The sequence below is a fragment of the Leptolyngbya cf. ectocarpi LEGE 11479 genome (genome assembly GCF_015207065.1).
Classification (GTDB): domain Bacteria; phylum Cyanobacteriota; class Cyanobacteriia; order Phormidesmidales; family Phormidesmidaceae; genus Leptothoe; species Leptothoe ectocarpi.
Window position 1 is genome coordinate 1 of sequence record NZ_JADEXP010000113.1, and the last position, 16,651, is coordinate 16,651.

General features: G+C 50.2%; 16 protein-coding genes. 10 read left to right on the top strand and 6 right to left on the bottom strand.

Annotated elements, in window-relative coordinates; genetic code table 11:
* Positions 1-89: 89 nt before the first annotated feature.
* Both IQ260_RS13605 and IQ260_RS13610 read right to left on the bottom strand, forming a co-directional pair.
* Positions 90-809 (bottom strand): sigma-70 family RNA polymerase sigma factor, encoded by a 720-nt coding sequence (locus tag IQ260_RS13605; RefSeq protein ID WP_193993653.1) that lies wholly within the window; start codon positions 807-809, stop codon positions 90-92.
* 448 nt (positions 810-1,257) lie between these two features.
* Positions 1,258-2,052, bottom strand: coding sequence for an ABC transporter permease (locus IQ260_RS13610; protein WP_193993654.1), 795 nt, complete (start codon positions 2,050-2,052; stop codon positions 1,258-1,260).
* 83 nt (positions 2,053-2,135) lie between these two features.
* On the opposite strand from IQ260_RS13610, the gene arfB reads away from it, so the two are divergent.
* Positions 2,136-2,546, top strand: coding sequence for an alternative ribosome rescue aminoacyl-tRNA hydrolase ArfB (arfB, locus tag IQ260_RS13615; RefSeq protein ID WP_456152052.1), 411 nt, complete (start codon positions 2,136-2,138; stop codon positions 2,544-2,546).
* Between the two features lie 42 nt (positions 2,547-2,588).
* Positions 2,589-2,924 (top strand): XisI protein, encoded by a 336-nt coding sequence (locus IQ260_RS13620; protein ID WP_193993656.1) that lies wholly within the window; start codon positions 2,589-2,591, stop codon positions 2,922-2,924.
* A gap of 69 nt (positions 2,925-2,993) precedes the next feature.
* Here IQ260_RS13620 and uvrC read toward each other — a convergent pair whose 3' ends face one another.
* Both uvrC and IQ260_RS13630 read right to left on the bottom strand, forming a co-directional pair.
* Positions 2,994-4,880: an excinuclease ABC subunit UvrC gene (gene uvrC / locus IQ260_RS13625; RefSeq protein WP_193993657.1), complete on the bottom strand. Its 1,887-nt coding sequence runs from the start codon at positions 4,878-4,880 to the stop codon at positions 2,994-2,996.
* A 93-nt stretch (positions 4,881-4,973) separates the two neighbouring features.
* A complete protein-coding gene (locus IQ260_RS13630; RefSeq protein WP_193993658.1) occupies positions 4,974-5,255 on the bottom strand; it encodes a YggT family protein in 282 nt (93 codons plus the stop codon).
* 235 nt (positions 5,256-5,490) lie between these two features.
* Between IQ260_RS13630 and psbX the strand changes: the two genes are divergently transcribed.
* From psbX to IQ260_RS13645, 3 genes are all read left to right on the top strand, one after another.
* Positions 5,491-5,607 carry a photosystem II reaction center X protein gene (gene psbX / locus IQ260_RS13635; protein ID WP_193993659.1) on the top strand — a complete coding sequence of 39 codons (117 nt, stop codon included), beginning with the start codon at positions 5,491-5,493 and terminating at the stop codon, positions 5,605-5,607.
* A 314-nt stretch (positions 5,608-5,921) separates the two neighbouring features.
* On the top strand, positions 5,922-6,821 hold the full coding sequence (locus IQ260_RS13640; RefSeq protein WP_193993660.1) for a Ycf66 family protein: 900 nt from the start codon (positions 5,922-5,924) through the stop codon (positions 6,819-6,821).
* A gap of 142 nt (positions 6,822-6,963) precedes the next feature.
* Positions 6,964-7,221: a hypothetical protein gene (locus tag IQ260_RS13645; RefSeq protein ID WP_193993661.1), complete on the top strand. Its 258-nt coding sequence runs from the start codon at positions 6,964-6,966 to the stop codon at positions 7,219-7,221.
* Between the two features lie 19 nt (positions 7,222-7,240).
* Here the strand turns inward: IQ260_RS13645 and IQ260_RS13650 are convergent, their stop codons facing one another.
* Together IQ260_RS13650 and IQ260_RS13655 are read right to left on the bottom strand one after the other, a co-directional pair.
* A complete protein-coding gene (locus IQ260_RS13650) occupies positions 7,241-7,705 on the bottom strand; it encodes a GNAT family N-acetyltransferase (RefSeq protein WP_193993662.1) in 465 nt (154 codons plus the stop codon).
* A 149-nt stretch (positions 7,706-7,854) separates the two neighbouring features.
* A complete protein-coding gene (locus IQ260_RS13655; protein WP_228016027.1) occupies positions 7,855-11,754 on the bottom strand; it encodes a CHAT domain-containing protein in 3,900 nt (1,299 codons plus the stop codon).
* 208 nt (positions 11,755-11,962) lie between these two features.
* Here IQ260_RS13655 and secA point away from each other — a divergent pair, with 208 nt between their 5' ends.
* The 5 genes from secA to IQ260_RS13680 all read left to right on the top strand — a co-directional run.
* Positions 11,963-14,773 carry a preprotein translocase subunit SecA gene (secA, locus tag IQ260_RS13660; protein ID WP_193993664.1) on the top strand — a complete coding sequence of 937 codons (2,811 nt, stop codon included), beginning with the start codon at positions 11,963-11,965 and terminating at the stop codon, positions 14,771-14,773.
* A gap of 480 nt (positions 14,774-15,253) precedes the next feature.
* On the top strand, positions 15,254-15,523 hold the full coding sequence (locus tag IQ260_RS13665) for a hypothetical protein (protein ID WP_193993665.1): 270 nt from the start codon (positions 15,254-15,256) through the stop codon (positions 15,521-15,523).
* Between the two features lie 286 nt (positions 15,524-15,809).
* Positions 15,810-16,052, top strand: a complete 243-nt coding sequence (locus IQ260_RS13670; protein WP_193993666.1) for a helix-turn-helix domain-containing protein — start codon at positions 15,810-15,812, stop codon at positions 16,050-16,052.
* Entirely contained in the window at positions 16,052-16,231 is a 180-nt protein-coding gene (locus IQ260_RS13675; protein ID WP_193993667.1) for a hypothetical protein, read from the top strand. Before IQ260_RS13670 ends, IQ260_RS13675 begins: the two co-directional genes overlap by 1 nt.
* A gap of 65 nt (positions 16,232-16,296) precedes the next feature.
* The coding region (locus tag IQ260_RS13680; RefSeq protein WP_228016029.1) for a hypothetical protein at positions 16,297-16,651 on the top strand (355 nt) is incomplete at its 3' end.

Sequence of the window (16,651 nt, forward strand, 5' to 3'; positions counted from 1 at the left end):
GTTTACTCCCAAGCCATCAGCCTTATGGTCCTAATATACTTTGGGAGGGTGTGGCGGCATTCCCTGGAACGCCTTTTAGAAATTGCTACCTAAGCCGAGTGCTGACCATCGATATAGCGCTTGAGTTCGCCCTGTAGACGATAGCGAGCCCGAGCAATGCGAGACTTTACAGTGCCTAGAGAAACTCCAGTAATTTCAGCAATCTCTTCGTAGGGCAGCCCCTGAATCTCTCTCAAAACAATCGTAGTTCGAAATACCTCAGGCAGTTCAGCAATAGCTGCTTGTAAGCGATCATAAAACTCGTGGGTCATCATGGTGTCCACAGGACTAGGATCATCTGATGCAATCTCCCAATCAACCTGGCCATCATCCAAATGGCGAGGAGCATCTAAAGATAGAGTGCCTGCATGCCGCTTGCGCTTCCGCAGTTCGTCGTAGAACAAGTTGGTGGTAATACGACTCATCCAACCTTTAAACTTCACGGGTGACTGTAAACGATTCAGGTTGCGATAGACACGAATCCAAACTTCCTGCGCTAAATCAGCTCGATCAGACCAGTCGGGAGCAAGATGATAAAGCTGACGATCCACATGGGATTTGTATCGACGCATTAGCTCTGAAAACGGTGCTTGCTCCGGATAGCGATGGAGCTGACACACGTTGATTAGCTCGGCTAAATCTAACTGGTTAAGGTGCTCAGCCGCAAGTTTTTGGCTATTTGACTGAAGACTCTGAAACGTAGAAAGAGCAGTGACAGAATCAAGAGTTCCAGTGGATAAAGCGCGCGCGTCGAGTTGGATAGTAGTCATAATAAAAACAATTCAGGAAGCTTGTTTAATATTGAGGCTGAATTGATTAGGTTTACACCTAACGTTAGCTAGAAAGAACGGCAGTAAGCGGTAGCCAGAAAGGATCTCTTCGAGAATCGCTGAGATTGGCGACCAGTGTAATAAAATCTACCTCCATCAAACATCAGCCATTCAACCGAGTGTTTTTCTTAGGAAAAATCGCTCATTACTACTTTAGTCTTTGCTATATCGGTAGTCCGTAAAGTGTTAGTTAAGAGATAGGCCAAAAAGGCTTTTATTTAGCAAGAAAATTCAAGTTAATGGGTAAAAGTATGGGGCTTATGAAGAGAAGCAAATCGTCTTTAAACCTATTACAAATAAGCCACATATTAGCTTTGTATAGATAGCCTCAGGTTTACCTTCTCTACATATACTTAAGTACTCGATGAGCTTTTACGAAATTGTCTACCTAGGCTCCAATGCCTGAATAGCGCCTGAGTCCCCGTCGCCATAGCCAACGGTTGACACACCAAAAAATCAAACACCACCCCAGGGTGACCGCAATACTTTTGGCAATGTCGATGGGTAAACCCACAATCAGGCTGGCCGGTACATAAATCAGATACGGAAACGGCGTCCACAGGACAATTGAACGCACGGTGTCAGGAAACAGGGTTAACGGGGCCACCATGCCCGAAAAAAAGGTATAGAGCAAAAATGAGAATTGTTCAATCGCCGTTGCCCGTTCCACCCAGAAGGCCACCATGGCATAGGTGTATTGCATTAAAAAACGCAGGCAAAAGGCGAGTGCGATCGCAACGAGTCCCCAAACAATGTGGGCAGGTTTTTGCCGGGCAGCTGGATAGAGTCCGAGAAAAAGACCTACTAGTGCGGCAATAAAGGGCAATCTGGCCAAGCGTTCAGCTAGGTGGGATGAAAAATGACGCCAGCCTGGATCAAGGGGCTGTAGCAGCAGCGGCGACAGTTTACCTTCTAAGACTTCCCGTTCAAAGTCCCAAATCACCCATACGACCGTCAGCTGTCGGACGACAAAGACGGCTAAAAAGTAGCGCACTACATCATCAGGGTTGAGGTCAAACTGCCCGCTGCGGGCGGCTTCTTGCCATAGCCCCATCAAAATTAGCGGAAACGAACCCGACAGTACCCAAAACATCAGCTCAGCGCGATACTCAAGCATGTAAGCGTAGTACACCGACAGCAGCGTCGGGATTATCCGTAACAGACGCTGAAGGTAACTGAACATGGCCATGGGGAGATCGCATCAGGCGTAGAACCAGTGTAGTTGGTTATGCTGACAGTAGGTAACAGGAGTAGGCAATGCTGAGGATTTCGAGCCAGGTGGCGATTCCCGATAGTGAGATTGAACTGCAGGCGGTGCGATCGCAAGGCGCAGGCGGTCAAAACGTCAATAAAGTTGCCACGGCGATCCATCTCCGGTTTGACATACCCGCATCGTCTTTACCCGAACATTACAAAACTCGGCTGCTGGCTCTAAACGACAGCCGGATTACCAAAGACGGCGTCATCAATCTAAAGTCCCAGGCTTATCGCACCCAGCTCCGTAATAAAACCGATGCCCTAGAGCGTCTACAACAGCTGATTCGCGCTGCCATGGTGGTTAAGAAGAAACGCAAACCCACCAAACCTAGCAAAGCCGCTAAAAAAAGACGTCTCGATAGCAAAGCTAAACGCGCTCAGCAAAAAGCCTCCCGTGGTCGCGTTCGCTATGAGGACTAACGGTTATGGCGACAAAGGATCGATGCAGGAGGCGATTGATAAATGGATAAGCTAGATCAATATCGCCAGTGGATTCAAGCACTGTTGCTGGAATATGCCAACGTAAAATTGGCGAATGAGGCGATCAAGGTTTACAAATTCTTCGACACTGAGGGTGATCACTATCAGGTCTTCCATGCCGGTTGGGCCAAGACTCGTCGGATTTTTGGCCCACTTATTCACATTGATATTTTGGACGGCAAGCTCTGGATTCAGCATGATGGCACTGAAGTGGGGATTGCTAATCGCCTACTTGAGTTAGGAGTGCCTGCAGGGGATATTGTGCTGGGATACCATGCACCCTTTATGCGGCAGCACGATGATTTTGCCGTCGGTTAAAGTTGTTGATAGTAAGTCTCGATTGAATAAATTACTAAAACAGAATTACCAAGCATTAAAGCCTACTAATTATGAGGACTCTGGATGGAAGTACTCGTAAATTTGTTGCGCGAGCTGGGGACCAATGCCTGATACCACTGTCAGTCGCTCCACACTAGCCTCACGAATGTAGTCAATAGAACGAAACTCGGCCAACAGCATCTTTTGTCGGTGATGCCCCAGACCCGGAATCTCGCTGAGTCGAGAACGCCGCATGCGGTCCGTGCGTTTTTTCCGGTGGAAACTGACAGCAAAGCGGTGGGCCTCATCGCGCAGACGACGCAGCAGCTGTACGCCAGGCTGTTCGGATTCTGTCGGTAACGGTTTTGACTCCCCAGGCAAAAAGATTTCCTCACGTTTTTTGGCCAAACTCACCACATGTAGCTCACTCAGCAAGTTCAGTTCTTTCAGCACCTCAACGACGGCTGAGAGCTGTCCTTTGCCCCCGTCAATCATGACCAGGTCAGGCCAGTCCGGGTTGCCAATCCGCTCCTTTGAGCGATCTTCCGCATATTTGCGAAACCGCCGCCGAATCACCTCCGCCATGCTGGCAAAGTCGTCGGAGTGGCCGCTGGTCACCTGAAGATTTTTGATTTTGTAATGGCGATAGTGCTGCTTTGCCGGTAGACCATCGACAAATACCACCTGGGAGGCCACCGCGTCTGATCCTTGAATGTGGGAAATATCGTACCCTTCAATCCGCTTGGGCTGTCCCGGTAGGTCTACAATCTCGGCCAAGTCCTGCATCGCCTGGTTGTTGCGATCGGCAAAGCGCTGGGTGCGCGCTAGCTCATACTGGGCATTGCGCTCCACCATATCCACTAGTTCGGCCTTAGTCTGCCGCTGGGGCACTTCAATTGTGACTTTTCGCCCCTTTTGCTGAGTTAGAAAACCCGCCAAAATCTCAGCCTCTGGCAGCGGATGCTGAACCAAAATCTCACTGGGAATCTCCACTGCATCTACGGTCGGGTAATGCTCTTCTAGAACTTTTTGTAAAATCTGCCCTGGTGTCCCCGACTGTGAATCGGCCACAAAACCCAAGCGACCGACTAAACGCCCGGCTCGAATCTGGAACAGCTGGACACAGGTATGCTGATCGTCGCCAGATAACGCAATGGCATCGCGGGAAATCGTATCGTCCGGCAGTGCTACCTTTTGATGAGCGCTCAGGGTCTGTAGCCCACGAATTTGATCCCGCAATCGTGCCGCCTGCTCAAAATTCAGCTTTTCAGCCGCTTTTTCCATCTGGCTGGTCAAGATTGACTCTAGTTCCTGCACCCGCCCCTGGAAGACCATAGCCACTTTCTGGACAATCTTGTGATAATCCTCCGGGGTGATCAGCTCCTGACATACCCCTGGGCATTGACCAATATCGTAATTGAGACAGGGCCGGTCTTTGAATAGGGGCTGACGTCGCTGCCGCAGCGGAAAGATTTTTTTGGAAATATGCAGAGTGCGCCGGAGTAAACCCGTATCTACGTAAGGACCGTAATAGCGATCTTTTTTTGTGGTTTTACGTCGCTTACGGGTAATAAAAATTCGTGGATAGTCCTCTGACCAAGTAATACAGAGGTAAGGATATTTTTTATCATCCTTCAGCAGCACATTAAAGTACGGCTGGTGCTGCTTGATTAAATTTGCTTCTAAAGCGAGAGCCTCTGCCTCAGTATCCGTGACGATAAACTCGATATCCACCACCTGGGTGACCATCACGCTGATTCGCGGTGCGTGGTGATTGGAGTCCCTAAAGTAAGAGCGGACTCGATTGCGTAGGCTTTTGGACTTGCCGATGTAGAGGATTTGGTCATCCCCATCCCGCATAAAATAAACGCCGGGCTCCTGGGGAATTTCCTTGAGGCGAGTCTCTAAGCGATCGGGATCTTTGATTAGCGTTGTTGCGGCAGCAGCGGAAGGCACTAACGGTCTCTCCTTCTGTACTGATAGGTCTGTACGGGCGGCCCCTTCCATTCTGCCTACAAACCTCAGGTTACAGCCAGAAACATAGGGTTTTTAGAACATTCTGAGTAATCCTTGCTGGCCTACCAAAATTTCTCGCAGCAGGCTGATAAACGCTACCCAAATGATGGGAGAGATATCCACACCACCAAAGGGAGGGATCACCTTACGGACAGGGATTAGAAATGGCTCGGTGGGCCAGTAAACTAAGCTAAACGGAAACTTGGCTGATTCTGCTTCAGGATACCAAGTCAGTACAATCCGAAAGATGAAAAGCAACGTCATTACCGCCAGCAGCGGTCCAACAATCCAGTTGCCAATTGTGATACCCGACATCGTTATATCGCCTCGTGGGGAAATGACCGACATTAAGGATTGTAAAGCTTAAGCGGATGGCTAAGCGCTATACATTTCCAAAATCTTAGAAATACCTTGTATAAATGGCCTTGAACGGGTCAAACAGGTTCAAAATCATGGCCTGCTGAGGGAAAAAGACTTCTCAAGGTTAACGTTGCTCGATACTATATTATTCAAGCATTACAAACGTTTGCTGATTTAGAAGGTAGAGGCCATGACACCATCATTAACAAATTTTCTATTAAGCCTTGCAGCTGGCGCTTTCGTCGTAGTTATTCCTGCAACTATTGCCATTGTCTTTATTAGTCAGCGGGACAAAATTCGCCGCTAACCTCATATTGGCAAATGGTCTAACTCGGGCTGAGGTTTGCGACTTTCTAGTTTGGAGGTCTTGCCAATGCATGCGGTTAGTTCACATCAGCATGGCTAAGGTCAATTTTTTAGCCAGCTTTTTAAAAGAAACCAGATTTTATAAAAGGAGTGTGGCTATACAGCTGTACTCCTTTTTATTTGATTAGCTAGGACTAACCTGGCAAAAGACAAAACCCATGCCGCCCGCTAGGATAGAATTGGTGGCTATGGTTAGCTAGGCAAAACGTCTGTCACCCTCCTGTCACAGAGCCACCATAATACGAGGAAGCGATTGTGAATTTTGGTACTCCGGTCCCGCTGCTAGTTGGATTAATACTGATACTCGGTGCGGTTGGGCTTTTCTTTCTAGATAAGCTTAAGCCAGGCTACGAGCGTAGCTCTGACAAGGTGTATTCCATCTTGCTCCTAATATCTGGGGTATTTCTACTAGCACACCTAAATATGGAACTGCTGGCTTCTTTTCAGCAGGTCATGCTGGTGGGTATGTTGACAACTCTGATTATCAACGACATCACTAAGCGAGAGTCCAATCGCAATAGTCGTCCTGCAGAGCGGGATGCTCCTCCAAGGCGCTATGACGAGCGCCCACGACGGGTGTATCGGGCTGAGTTAGATGATTGGGATGCCCCCGGACCAAGACAGCCGCGTATTCCCAGCAATCGAGGTGGTCAGCATGATGATGGGTATGGCGATCGCTATGAGCCTCGTCCCTTAGAGCCTCGCCCTTCTTACGAAGATCGGCGACCGCCAGCACGCTTACAGCCGGGTGGTCGTCCCGATGAGCGATTAGATAACTACTCTGACAGTCGGTCTGCTCCTGGTCGACCCGATAATCGACCCGATAATCGGCCCAGCGCTCCTTCGGATGGTTTCTATGCTAATCCTCGCTATGACGGTTCACCACCTCCCAATAGTCGCCAGCGCCCACCTCAGCGTCCTGTAGATGCTCCTGTTCCAGCGGGTAACGGTGGGGCTGGTCATAGCTTAGGGGGAGGAGCGCAACCACCGAGGGATTCTGCTCCTCGTCCTGAGCGGCCTCCTCTCAACGTGCGGCCTCGACCGGCGGACTCGCCAGAAAACAACTACACAGATTTTCGACCTGCACCCACAGCGTCTGGGGATGCAGGCCCCTATCCTGAGTCTCCGCCGCCACAGCCGCCAGCTAACTATTAGTAGCAGTTGGCAATAGCTCTCATTCGCAACCATCGCCAATTGTCAATCCGATAATCGTTAGTTGTGGGATAGTCTGATTTCGCGCAATGCGATCGCAAGATAAAAACCCTCAAAACCCTCAAAAGTAGATAACACTTCACCAATGGCTAGAAAGAAACCTACCCAAGCCCATATCACCAAACTGATCTCCAAAAGTCAGTCCGAATTCCTCAGGGCTCGGACTAAAAAACAGACAGAATATTATATGGGGGCTAAGTTACTTGAAGTAGGGGTCAATCCTGATAAGGCTATTTACCGTTGGCAGATCGTAGATAAGGGCATGAAGGAAGAATGGACCTACAGCGCCTACTGGGGCGATAGCCGAGAGACCATGGAGGCCGAAGAAGGAAGCGTGGGGTAGGGCAGCTCTTAGGACAAGTCTAATAAAACACTTCCTCTGTGTGCCGCAGCAGCCGGTCGTCAATCGGCTGATTGAGTAGCACCATAGTGGTAGTTTCATTTTCCGCAAAGCCTACTCGCTGGTAGAACTGTTTCTGATTTGTAGTCATCAGATAGGTCCGTTCCACATGGCTCATATGGGGATGACCGAGAACGGTTTCTACTAACTTGCGGCCCAGCCCAGCCCCCTGGTAATCATCATGGATAACCACATCCCAAATGGTGGCACGATAAACGCCATCAGATGTGGCTCGAGCAAAGCCAATGAGTATTTCTCCATGCCAGGCTGTGACCACGGGGCAGCTATGGCTAATAGCCTTGGCTAAGTCCTCAAACCGCCGGTCTTCTGCCCAAAATGCGGCCTGATTAAAAAGGGCTCTAAGTTGTTCTAAATCCTGTGGGGTAAAGGTTTCGGTGTAGCGAAATTGAACAGACCGACAATCCATAGGGGGTGGGATAATGAGAGAACAACGTAACTAAAGAAACGTAACTAACGGTAGGCCTGCCCTTACCATACACAGCTTGACCAAGGGCAACTATCAAATTCCTTGATACTAAATATCAAACAATTAGTATCAAACACTACAAAATTAACCTACCAGGGACTGCCGATTAGGGTAAAGGCAGCCCAGTAAAAAGGATGGTTAAGAACGAGTCGGGTTTCGTTGGCCAGGGCCGGGGGCATCGTCAGGCGGCCTCCTGTCCATGTGAGTTCGCCAGCGTCTACGGTAATATCGCCTCGGATCATGGCTAGCTGCGCCTGCCGCAGAGCCTCTGCCCGCAGAGTACTGTCCCGTAGATGGGCGTAAAATTCGGTCATTAATCCGGCAGTACCGACGTCATCCACCCGCCAAAGGCTGGCCATGGCTGTTTTTACACCTGCTTGCACGGCTAATCCAGCAAATCCTAATTCTGCTTCTCGGCTTCCCAGGGCGGTACGACAGGCGCTGAGCACCAGTAAGTCTACGGGCGGATCGTTGAGACTGAGGTTAGGCAGCTGGCTTAGGGTTACGCGCTGATCCCAAAACTGAATATAGGAGTTACTGGGATCACCGGCTCGAAACTCTCCATGGGTGGCTAAATGTAGGATGCTGTAATCACCACGTTGTCGATTGGCTAGAACTTGCTCAGGGGTAAAGGATTCATTCAGGAAGAACTGTCCTGGCCAGAGGGTGTCGGCAATGGTCTTAAGCTCTAGGGGGACAGCCGGTAGATCTGGCTGATCCGGAAAGGTGGAGGCTCCCACCGCTAAGACTTCTGCAGATCTGACGTCGCTGTAGTCAATATTGGTTAAACCAACGCTGGGCATAATGCCGAGGCTATAGCGCTCAATCAAAAAAGAGTCTCCATTATGCAGCGCTGCCAGCGGTAGAGCGCGCAAACCACTGGGCAATACAAAGGCTAGATGATTGATACCTTGCTTGCTCAGGATGTCTTCTAACGGTTCAATTAGGGAGCTGTGAAGTCGTTTCGCCGGGCGCAAATAACGACGGCCTAGGGACTGGCTAATGACCCCTCGGTGTAGCTGGGCAACAGCGGTTTGAATATCAGCTTGGGTGCTGTCCACCAGAAGACGATGGGGTGGTTTGTCTGCAGTGACTAGGACAAGTTCTAACAGATTGTTTTCTGGGCTGATTTCAAGCACTTGTTTGGCTTGGGGCCGAGTGTCAGGGACAAAGTTGATGTATAAAATGCCTGGGACATAGCCGGTTTCAACGGTTACCTGACTCAGTTTTTGCTGTACTTCTGGTAGGGGCAAATTGCGCTCGGCGCGCACGCCTAAGTACTGGGAATATTCTTGGGAAATGCTCTGTTCTCTGGCAGCTAGTTCTTCAGAGGTGATTTCGGCATCGTCCAAGATCTCAAAAAAGACATCTTCGTCACCAAATTCCTCATCCTCTTCGAACTCCTCATCCTCGTCGTCAAATTCTTCTTCTTCCTCGTCATCAAACTCATCGTCGCCAAACTCGTTGTCGCCACCGTTATCGTCTTCCCCATCAGCATCTTCAGCACTATCGCCGTCCTCGAAGCTGCTATCACTGGCTAACTCACCATCAGTTTCAGTTCCTTCATCACTGTCTTCAAAATCGAGGACATCATCATCGAAGAAATCGTCTAAGGTGTTGTCTTCGTCCAGGTCGCCATCTGAAAAATCCTCGTCGCTCAGGTCATCATTGCAACCATCGACACAGTCAGTGAGATTGGAGCCCATGGTCAAAATGCTAATGGAGCCTTGGGAAAAACTGCCAGAGAATGATTGGACAGGGGTGAGGCTGGTGTCGGTTGCGATGGCCCCCACTGTCCCATTCGTGCTGGCATTTCCCACCACAAAGGGTGTTTGCCCATTCCCCCCATGGCGAATGCGAATACTGTTGGGTGCTAGCAAACTTTGCCCCGCTGCGTTGCTCCCCGTTACCCGCAAAAAATTAGTGGTTGTGATGTCAATCCCTGCCTGGGTCTCGATGTAGTTGACCTCAATATCTCCCACGGCATTGAGGCGTACATCGTTATCCACTAGGGGAGCTGCCGACTGGATGGCTAACTCGGTTGGATTGTTAATGCGGCCATCCAGGGTTAACAGACTGCTATCGGTGACCAGATTGTCCCCTAGATCTACACCAATACCTGTGTTGCTTACCCCGTTGATGGAAATCTGTCCGGTGCCCCCGGTGTCAATGCGAACGCCGTCCTCGACTAAAACACCGGGACTGTTGCTATGACGTCCCGTCAGGGTGACATCGCCGCCATTGGTCTGAATGTTACTCCCGGCAAGGAGGGAAACCCCTGCGGCTGATGTTAGTTGCTCCCCATTGCCATCCACCGTCAAGTTGCCGCCTGCCGTATTGATGGCGCCATTAATGGTCACCACACCATTGCCTTGACGATCGGTGTCGGCTAGGAGCTGGAGGTTAAGAGGAGTGGCGGTTGCTGCGGGTGCGATCGCACCCTCAATCACAATATTGCCCGCTGCCAAGAGTTCTAAAGTCGCCCCTGGACTAGCCGTGTAGTTCAGCGGGTCAATCAGGGTGATATTGCCACTCTCAGTACCACCGCTACCCGTCGAAACAACCACACTCCCGTTAGAGAGCGCCTCGCTTAGCAGATCAACATCTAAAACAGAAACAGACCCTGTGGCTGTGAACGGACTGGCTGCCGATAAATTCTCATTATTGCCACCGTTATCACGAATCTCAATATCAAACGGATCCAATAGCCACAGCCCAGGGTTTCCAAAGGCCGCTGACACATCCGGTCTTTGGGTTACCTCCAAAAAGCCCCGACTGCTGGTTTCCACAAACCCACCATCACCGCCTTGGTCTCCACCTCGAGCCGACACGGTGCCATAAATACGGCTGCTCTCTTCTGACCAAACGATAATATTGCCCCCCGTGCCCTGCCCTGTCGCATCGGCGGTCACCGTTGCCGTTGGGGCCACATAGACGGCCCGCGCATTGGGTAATGGGCCTGTACCTTCCTGATTGCCCCCCACCCAAATATTGCCGCCGCCAGACGCTACCACCTGGCCATCCAGCAACCCCACCTGCTCACCCAGGAACTGTACCGCCTCACCAACCACCTCGCCACTAGAGAGGGTCGTTCCAGTCGCAGCATCAATATTCGCCCCCGCTAGCTGCAGGCTGCCATCTGGGTTAACCACCAGCCCGGTCGCTGACGCCACCGACGGCTCCGTGAGTAGAGTAGGCAAATCTAACGGCTCAATTTCACTGGTCAGCTGCTGAGGAGCCACATCATAGGCCAGCACTGACCCCACAGCACTGAGACGAACATAATGGCCCTCAGGCACCGCCGCCAGGGTTACAGAACCCCCAGGACTCAAAAGATTCCCCTCATTCACCACGCGGCTGCCCACCAGGGCCAACGTCGCTCCTGGAGCCACCTCCAAATTCCCGCTGTTGACCAATGCTCCGCCAGCATTAACCCAGAAGTCTAACCCTGTGGGCTGCCCCACCAGTGAGGCATAGTCTACCGAGCCCAGGGCCGGAAACGTTCCACCATCAAACAAAACGCTATCTGCAGTCGTCGCCAGAAAGTCTCCTGGTAAAGCCAGCGTCGCCTCTTTCCCAAAGATAATTCCCGCTGGGTTTAGTAGAAACAAGTCAGCATTACTGCCCACAAGCTGCAGCTGGCCATTAATTAAGGACGCCTCACCACCGCTAATACGCCCGAGCACATGGGCCACACCCGCTGGCACTACAAACGTAGCTTGCTCAGACTGATCTAGATTAAAGCGATCAAACCCGTGAAATAGGTTCAACCCATCTGCAGATGGTTGGCCGCCGGTAATGCTGTAGTCAGCCGCGTTTTGCTCAACCTGGGTACCGTCTGCAGGCACAATGGACGGCTGTGCGATCGCAGGTAAGCTGAGGCTCAAACCGATCAGTGCCACTAACCCTGATCCGCATCCAAATTTGTAGGGGTCTAAGGGAGGAAAACTCGACGTTTTAACTTGGATGTGATTTAACCAGCCGCGCATCTTTAATCCTCACCCCAGAGCCACCTGTCCTAGCTTGCCACAGCTCTTCGGGGGATTGCCCCTGATCCCGCTGCATCTACACACTAAAAGACAGCATTATTTTCGAGTGAGGTAAACCGTCCCTAAGGATAGGTTTTAGGCTGAGCATATCTAGATAAGATAGGTATCGGGGTATAGTACCTCCACACTCGCCGTTTACTGCCCAGACATGCTGAAACGACTTTTAGGCGATCCAAACGCCCGCAAGCTCAAGCGCTATCAACCTGACGTCAAAGAGATTGCCCTCCTAGAAGAGGAGATCAAGGCCCTCTCCGATGATGACCTGCGGGGGAAAACCGCTGAGTTTAAGCAGCGCCTTGAGAAGGGTGAAGATCTCGACGATCTGCTCACCGAGGCGTTCGCCATTGTCCGAGAAGCGGGCATGCGGGTCTTAGGCATGCGTCACTATGATGTGCAGCTAGTCGGTGGCATGGTGCTCCACGATGGCCAGATCGCTGAGATGAAAACCGGCGAAGGTAAAACCCTGGTAGCCACCCTGCCCGCCTACCTCAATGCCCTTTCCGGTAAAGGGGTACACATTGTAACCGTCAATGACTACCTAGCTCGTCGTGATGCGGAATGGATGGGGCAGGTCCACCGCTTCTTGGGATTGTCAGTGGGACTGATTCAGCAGGGCATGAGCCCCTCAGAGCGGCGCAAAAACTACGCCTGTGACATTACCTACGGCACCAACAGCGAGTTTGGGTTTGACTACCTGAGGGATAATATGGCCTCCTCCATTGAGGAAGTCGTCCAACGCCCATTTAACTTTTGCATCATCGACGAAGTAGACTCCATCCTGGTGGATGAAGCCCGGACACCGCTGATTATTTCAGGACAGGTTGACCGTCCCCAGGAAAAGTATGTGCAAGCCGCCGATCTGGCTCGGCAGCTGCAGCCCGAGACGGACTACGAGGTCGATGAAAAGGCCCGTAATGTCCTACTCACAGACGAAGGATTTGAAAAGGCGGAAAACCTCCTGGGTGTGAACGACCTGTTTGATCCAAAAGATCCCTGGGCGCATTTTGTATTTAACGCGGTTAAAGCCAAAGAACTCTTTGTCAAAGACGTTAACTACATCGTCCGTAATGATGAAGTAGTGATCGTTGATGAATTTACCGGTCGAGTCATGCCCGGTCGCCGTTGGAGCGATGGTTTGCACCAGGCGATTGAAGCCAAAGAACATGTGGATATCCAGCCAGAAACCCAAACCCTGGCCTCGATTACCTATCAAAACTTCTTTTTGCTCTATGACAAGCTCTCGGGCATGACCGGCACAGCCAAAACCGAAGAAGCTGAATTTGAAAAGATCTACGACATTGAAGTCACCATCATTCCGACCAACCGCCCCATTGCCCGAAATGACGTGTCGGATGTCGTATACAAAACCGAAAGTGCCAAGTGGCATGCCATTGCTAAAGAATGTGCAGAAATGCATGAGTCGGGGCGTCCTGTCTTGGTGGGTACCACCAGTGTTGAGAAGTCGGAGCTGCTGTCGGGGCTGCTGCACCAGCTAAATGTAGAGCACAACTTACTCAACGCTAAGCCAGAAAATGTAGAGCGTGAATCCGAAATTGTTGCCCAGGCAGGCCGCAGCGGCGCTGTCACCATCGCCACCAATATGGCTGGTCGCGGAACAGACATTATTCTCGGGGGTAATGCCGACTATATGGCTCGCCTAAAAATACGGGAATATTTGATGCCCAAGGTGGTGCGACCTGAGGATGAGCAAGGTTTTGGAGTGGCCAAGGTAGCTGCGGCTAGTGGCGGTAGAACGTCAGCAAAAGGTTTCCAAGGTAACGGCAAAAAGAAAAAAACCTGGAAAGCCTCGCCAGAGATCTTTCCCACTGAGCTGTCGGGGGAAACCGAAAAGGTTCTCAAGGAAGCCGTAGCCTTTGCTGTTAAAAATTACGGTCCACAAAGTCTGTCAGAATTAGAAGCCGAAGACAAAATTGCCACAGCGGCTGAGAAAGCGCCTACCGAAGATAAGTCTATTCAAAAGCTGCGGGAAGTATACAAGCTGATTTTGGCTGAGTATGAAACCTTTACCGATGCTGAGCACGACAAGGTGATTGAGCTGGGTGGCCTGCACGTGATTGGTACAGAGCGCCACGAGTCTCGTCGGGTGGATAATCAGCTGCGGGGCCGGGCTGGGCGTCAGGGTGACCCCGGTTCTACTCGTTTCTTCTTAAGTTTAGAAGACAACCTGCTACGAATCTTTGGCGGCGATCGCGTTGCCGGTCTGATGAATGCCTTCCGCGTAGAAGAGGACATGCCCATCGAGTCTGGCATGTTAACTCGCTCGTTGGAGGGGGCGCAGAAAAAGGTAGAAACCTATTACTACGACATTCGTAAGCAGGTGTTTGAATACGACGAGGTGATGAATAATCAGCGTCGGGCTATTTATGCCGAGCGCCGCCGCGTCTTAGAAGGAGACAAGCTTAAGGAGCTGGTGATCGGCTACGGTGAGCAGACCATGGACGACATTGTCGAAGCCTATATCAATCCTGAACTACCGTCAGAAGAATGGGATCTTGACAATATTGTTGGCAAGGTTAAAGAGTTTATCTATCTGCTGGAAGACCTCACCCCTGACCAGTTAGAAAATCTCTCCATGGGAGAGATTAAAACCTTTTTGCGGGAGCAGGTACACATTGCCTACGACATCAAAGAAGGTCAGGTGGACAAGATGAAGCCAGGCTTGATGCGTGAGGCCGAGCGCTTCTTTATCCTGCAACAGGTGGATACCCTCTGGCGGGAGCATCTGCAGCAGATGGATGCACTGCGGGAAACGGTTGGCTTACGCGGCTATGGTCAAAAGGATCCGCTGATTGAGTACAAGAGTGAAGGCTATGAAGTCTTTTTGGACATGATGACCGGCATTCGGCGTAATGTGGTGTACACCATGTTCCAGTTTCAGCCGCAGCAGCCCCCACAGGCAGCCCCTGCTGATGGTCCTATTGATGTAGAGGTGGTGTAGTAGGACTTGCCTGACGATACGTTAGGCAGAGTCGTCTAATATCTGATGTTTGCTCAGCTGGTGCGTGGGGAAATCACTGAACTAGCTGATAGGGTTGTGCTGCAGCTCAGAGAAAATTCGATATGCCATTACCAACTGTCAGGATGATTTGACCGTTGCGATCGCACTAAAATTTTAGCCAAGTATACGGGATGTGACAGCCTCGCTAATGCCTGCTTGACTCAACAATCTGTGCCTGATAGCCTACTGAATAGGCAGCTGATAACAGCTGTCTTTCCGCACCCAAAAATTTAGCCGCGCGAGATGGTAGTGCTGGTAACACTGCCACCTCGCTGACCCGCCCAACTGAGGATACCAGTTGGTGAGCTGTGAGCATTTTACAGCCACCCTGAGTTTAGTTGCAGGGTGGCTGAGTTTTTGGGGCTTTCCTCCCTGTTGTTTCGTGGGTTAATCGCCCAATATCCAAAGGAAAACGCCCCTATGACTTTCCAAAACCAGGCACCCCCATCCGGCACCCCAATGCCGCCCAGTCTGCCTGCCGATTTTTCCAGCAGTTTGCCGCCCAGCAGCTTTATCCGTCATATTCTGCTTGGTCATCCCGACCACATCCGCCAGACCATCCATCTGCTGCACAATTTACGATATGTAGAAACCAGCCAATGGAGCCCGCTAATCGAAGTACCCGACAATCGATTAATCTTGAGACCCCAACCCGATGACGTAATCAGCATGTTGGTACGACGATTATAAAAATGTAGGTTGGGTTGAGCCCGCGAAACCCAACACGCCAACCCACCATGGTTCACCATCGATACCCGATACCAATCAATAGAACAAACTTACGAGGGTTCTTTCGGGGTACGGCAATGTTGGGTTGGCAACGATCTCGATAAATCTTTATTGATCGGATAGGGTGCAACCCAACCTACGTTTGAGGGGCATGAAAATCCACTTGAGTAGGGTAGGTCGTTGCGAATATTTCGAATAATTTTTACACTGGGCAGCAAGATGCCGTTCCCAATGGAGGGCTTAACCTGTGGCTTTAATTCCTATCCATGCTGAGTTGACCACTCAAGAGGCAGCCGATTTATTGAATGTTTCTCGCCCTTATCTAATTAAACAGATTGAAGCAGGTGCGCTTCCTCATCATAAGGTAGGGCGTCATCGTCGGATTCGGTTTGATGATTTGATGGCCTACAAGCAACAGATCCATGAACAAAGCTCTCGGGCGTTGGATGAGATGGTCGCGCTATCCGAAGAAATGGGTCTATATGACTAATGGCCAGTGGTTTAACGGTTTTGTATGACGCCTGTGTGTTTTATCCCAATCACTTGCGGGATATTTTGATGCAGCTGGCTACAACAGGGCTATTTGCGGCTAAATGGACAGAACAGATCCATGATGAGTGGATGCATAATTTACAGCATAATCGGCTGAGTCACAGAAGCTACAACTGATAGGGTTTGATATCAAATAGGGAAACCTGTTTTTGTCCTTGAAGAATCAGCGCAAAAACATATCTATGGAAAAGCTATCAGTTAAGTTGAAAAATTGTTATGGCATATCGTCTCTAGAGCATGTATTTGATTTTAGTAAGTCCCATGCAAATTTAATATACGCACCAAATGGCGTAATGAAAACTTCTTTCGCTAAAACATTTAAAAAGCTCTCTGAAGGAAGAGAGCCAAGAGAAGAAGTCTATAATAAAAAAAGCTCTTACGAGATAAAAATAGATAATAATATTATAGAAAGCGACAATATTTTGGTTGTTGAACCTTTTGATCCAAGCTACGAATCTAAGAATATATCAACGCTGTTAGTAAATGCTGATAAAAAGAGTCGCTATGATGAAATTTATAGAAAGATAGCAGACGCTA

Excerpts from the sequence above, each read along its gene's own strand:
- IQ260_RS13605 (WP_193993653.1), bottom strand. The coding sequence starts at position 809 with ATGACTACTATCCAACTCGACGCGCGCGCTTTATCCACTGGAACTCTT.
- IQ260_RS13610 (WP_193993654.1), bottom strand. The coding sequence starts at position 2,052 with ATGTTCAGTTACCTTCAGCGTCTGTTACGGATAATCCCGACGCTGCTG.
- IQ260_RS13620 (WP_193993656.1), top strand. The coding sequence starts at position 2,589 with ATGGATAAGCTAGATCAATATCGCCAGTGGATTCAAGCACTGTTGCTG.
- IQ260_RS13630 (WP_193993658.1), bottom strand. The coding sequence starts at position 5,255 with ATGTCGGGTATCACAATTGGCAACTGGATTGTTGGACCGCTGCTGGCG.
- psbX (WP_193993659.1), top strand. The coding sequence starts at position 5,491 with ATGACACCATCATTAACAAATTTTCTATTAAGCCTTGCAGCTGGCGCT.
- IQ260_RS13645 (WP_193993661.1), top strand. The coding sequence starts at position 6,964 with ATGGCTAGAAAGAAACCTACCCAAGCCCATATCACCAAACTGATCTCC.
- IQ260_RS13650 (WP_193993662.1), bottom strand. The coding sequence starts at position 7,705 with ATGGATTGTCGGTCTGTTCAATTTCGCTACACCGAAACCTTTACCCCA.
- IQ260_RS13655 (WP_228016027.1), bottom strand. The coding sequence starts at position 11,754 with ATGCGCGGCTGGTTAAATCACATCCAAGTTAAAACGTCGAGTTTTCCT.
- secA (WP_193993664.1), top strand. The coding sequence starts at position 11,963 with ATGCTGAAACGACTTTTAGGCGATCCAAACGCCCGCAAGCTCAAGCGC.
- IQ260_RS13665 (WP_193993665.1), top strand. The coding sequence starts at position 15,254 with ATGACTTTCCAAAACCAGGCACCCCCATCCGGCACCCCAATGCCGCCC.
- IQ260_RS13675 (WP_193993667.1), top strand. The coding sequence starts at position 16,052 with ATGGCCAGTGGTTTAACGGTTTTGTATGACGCCTGTGTGTTTTATCCC.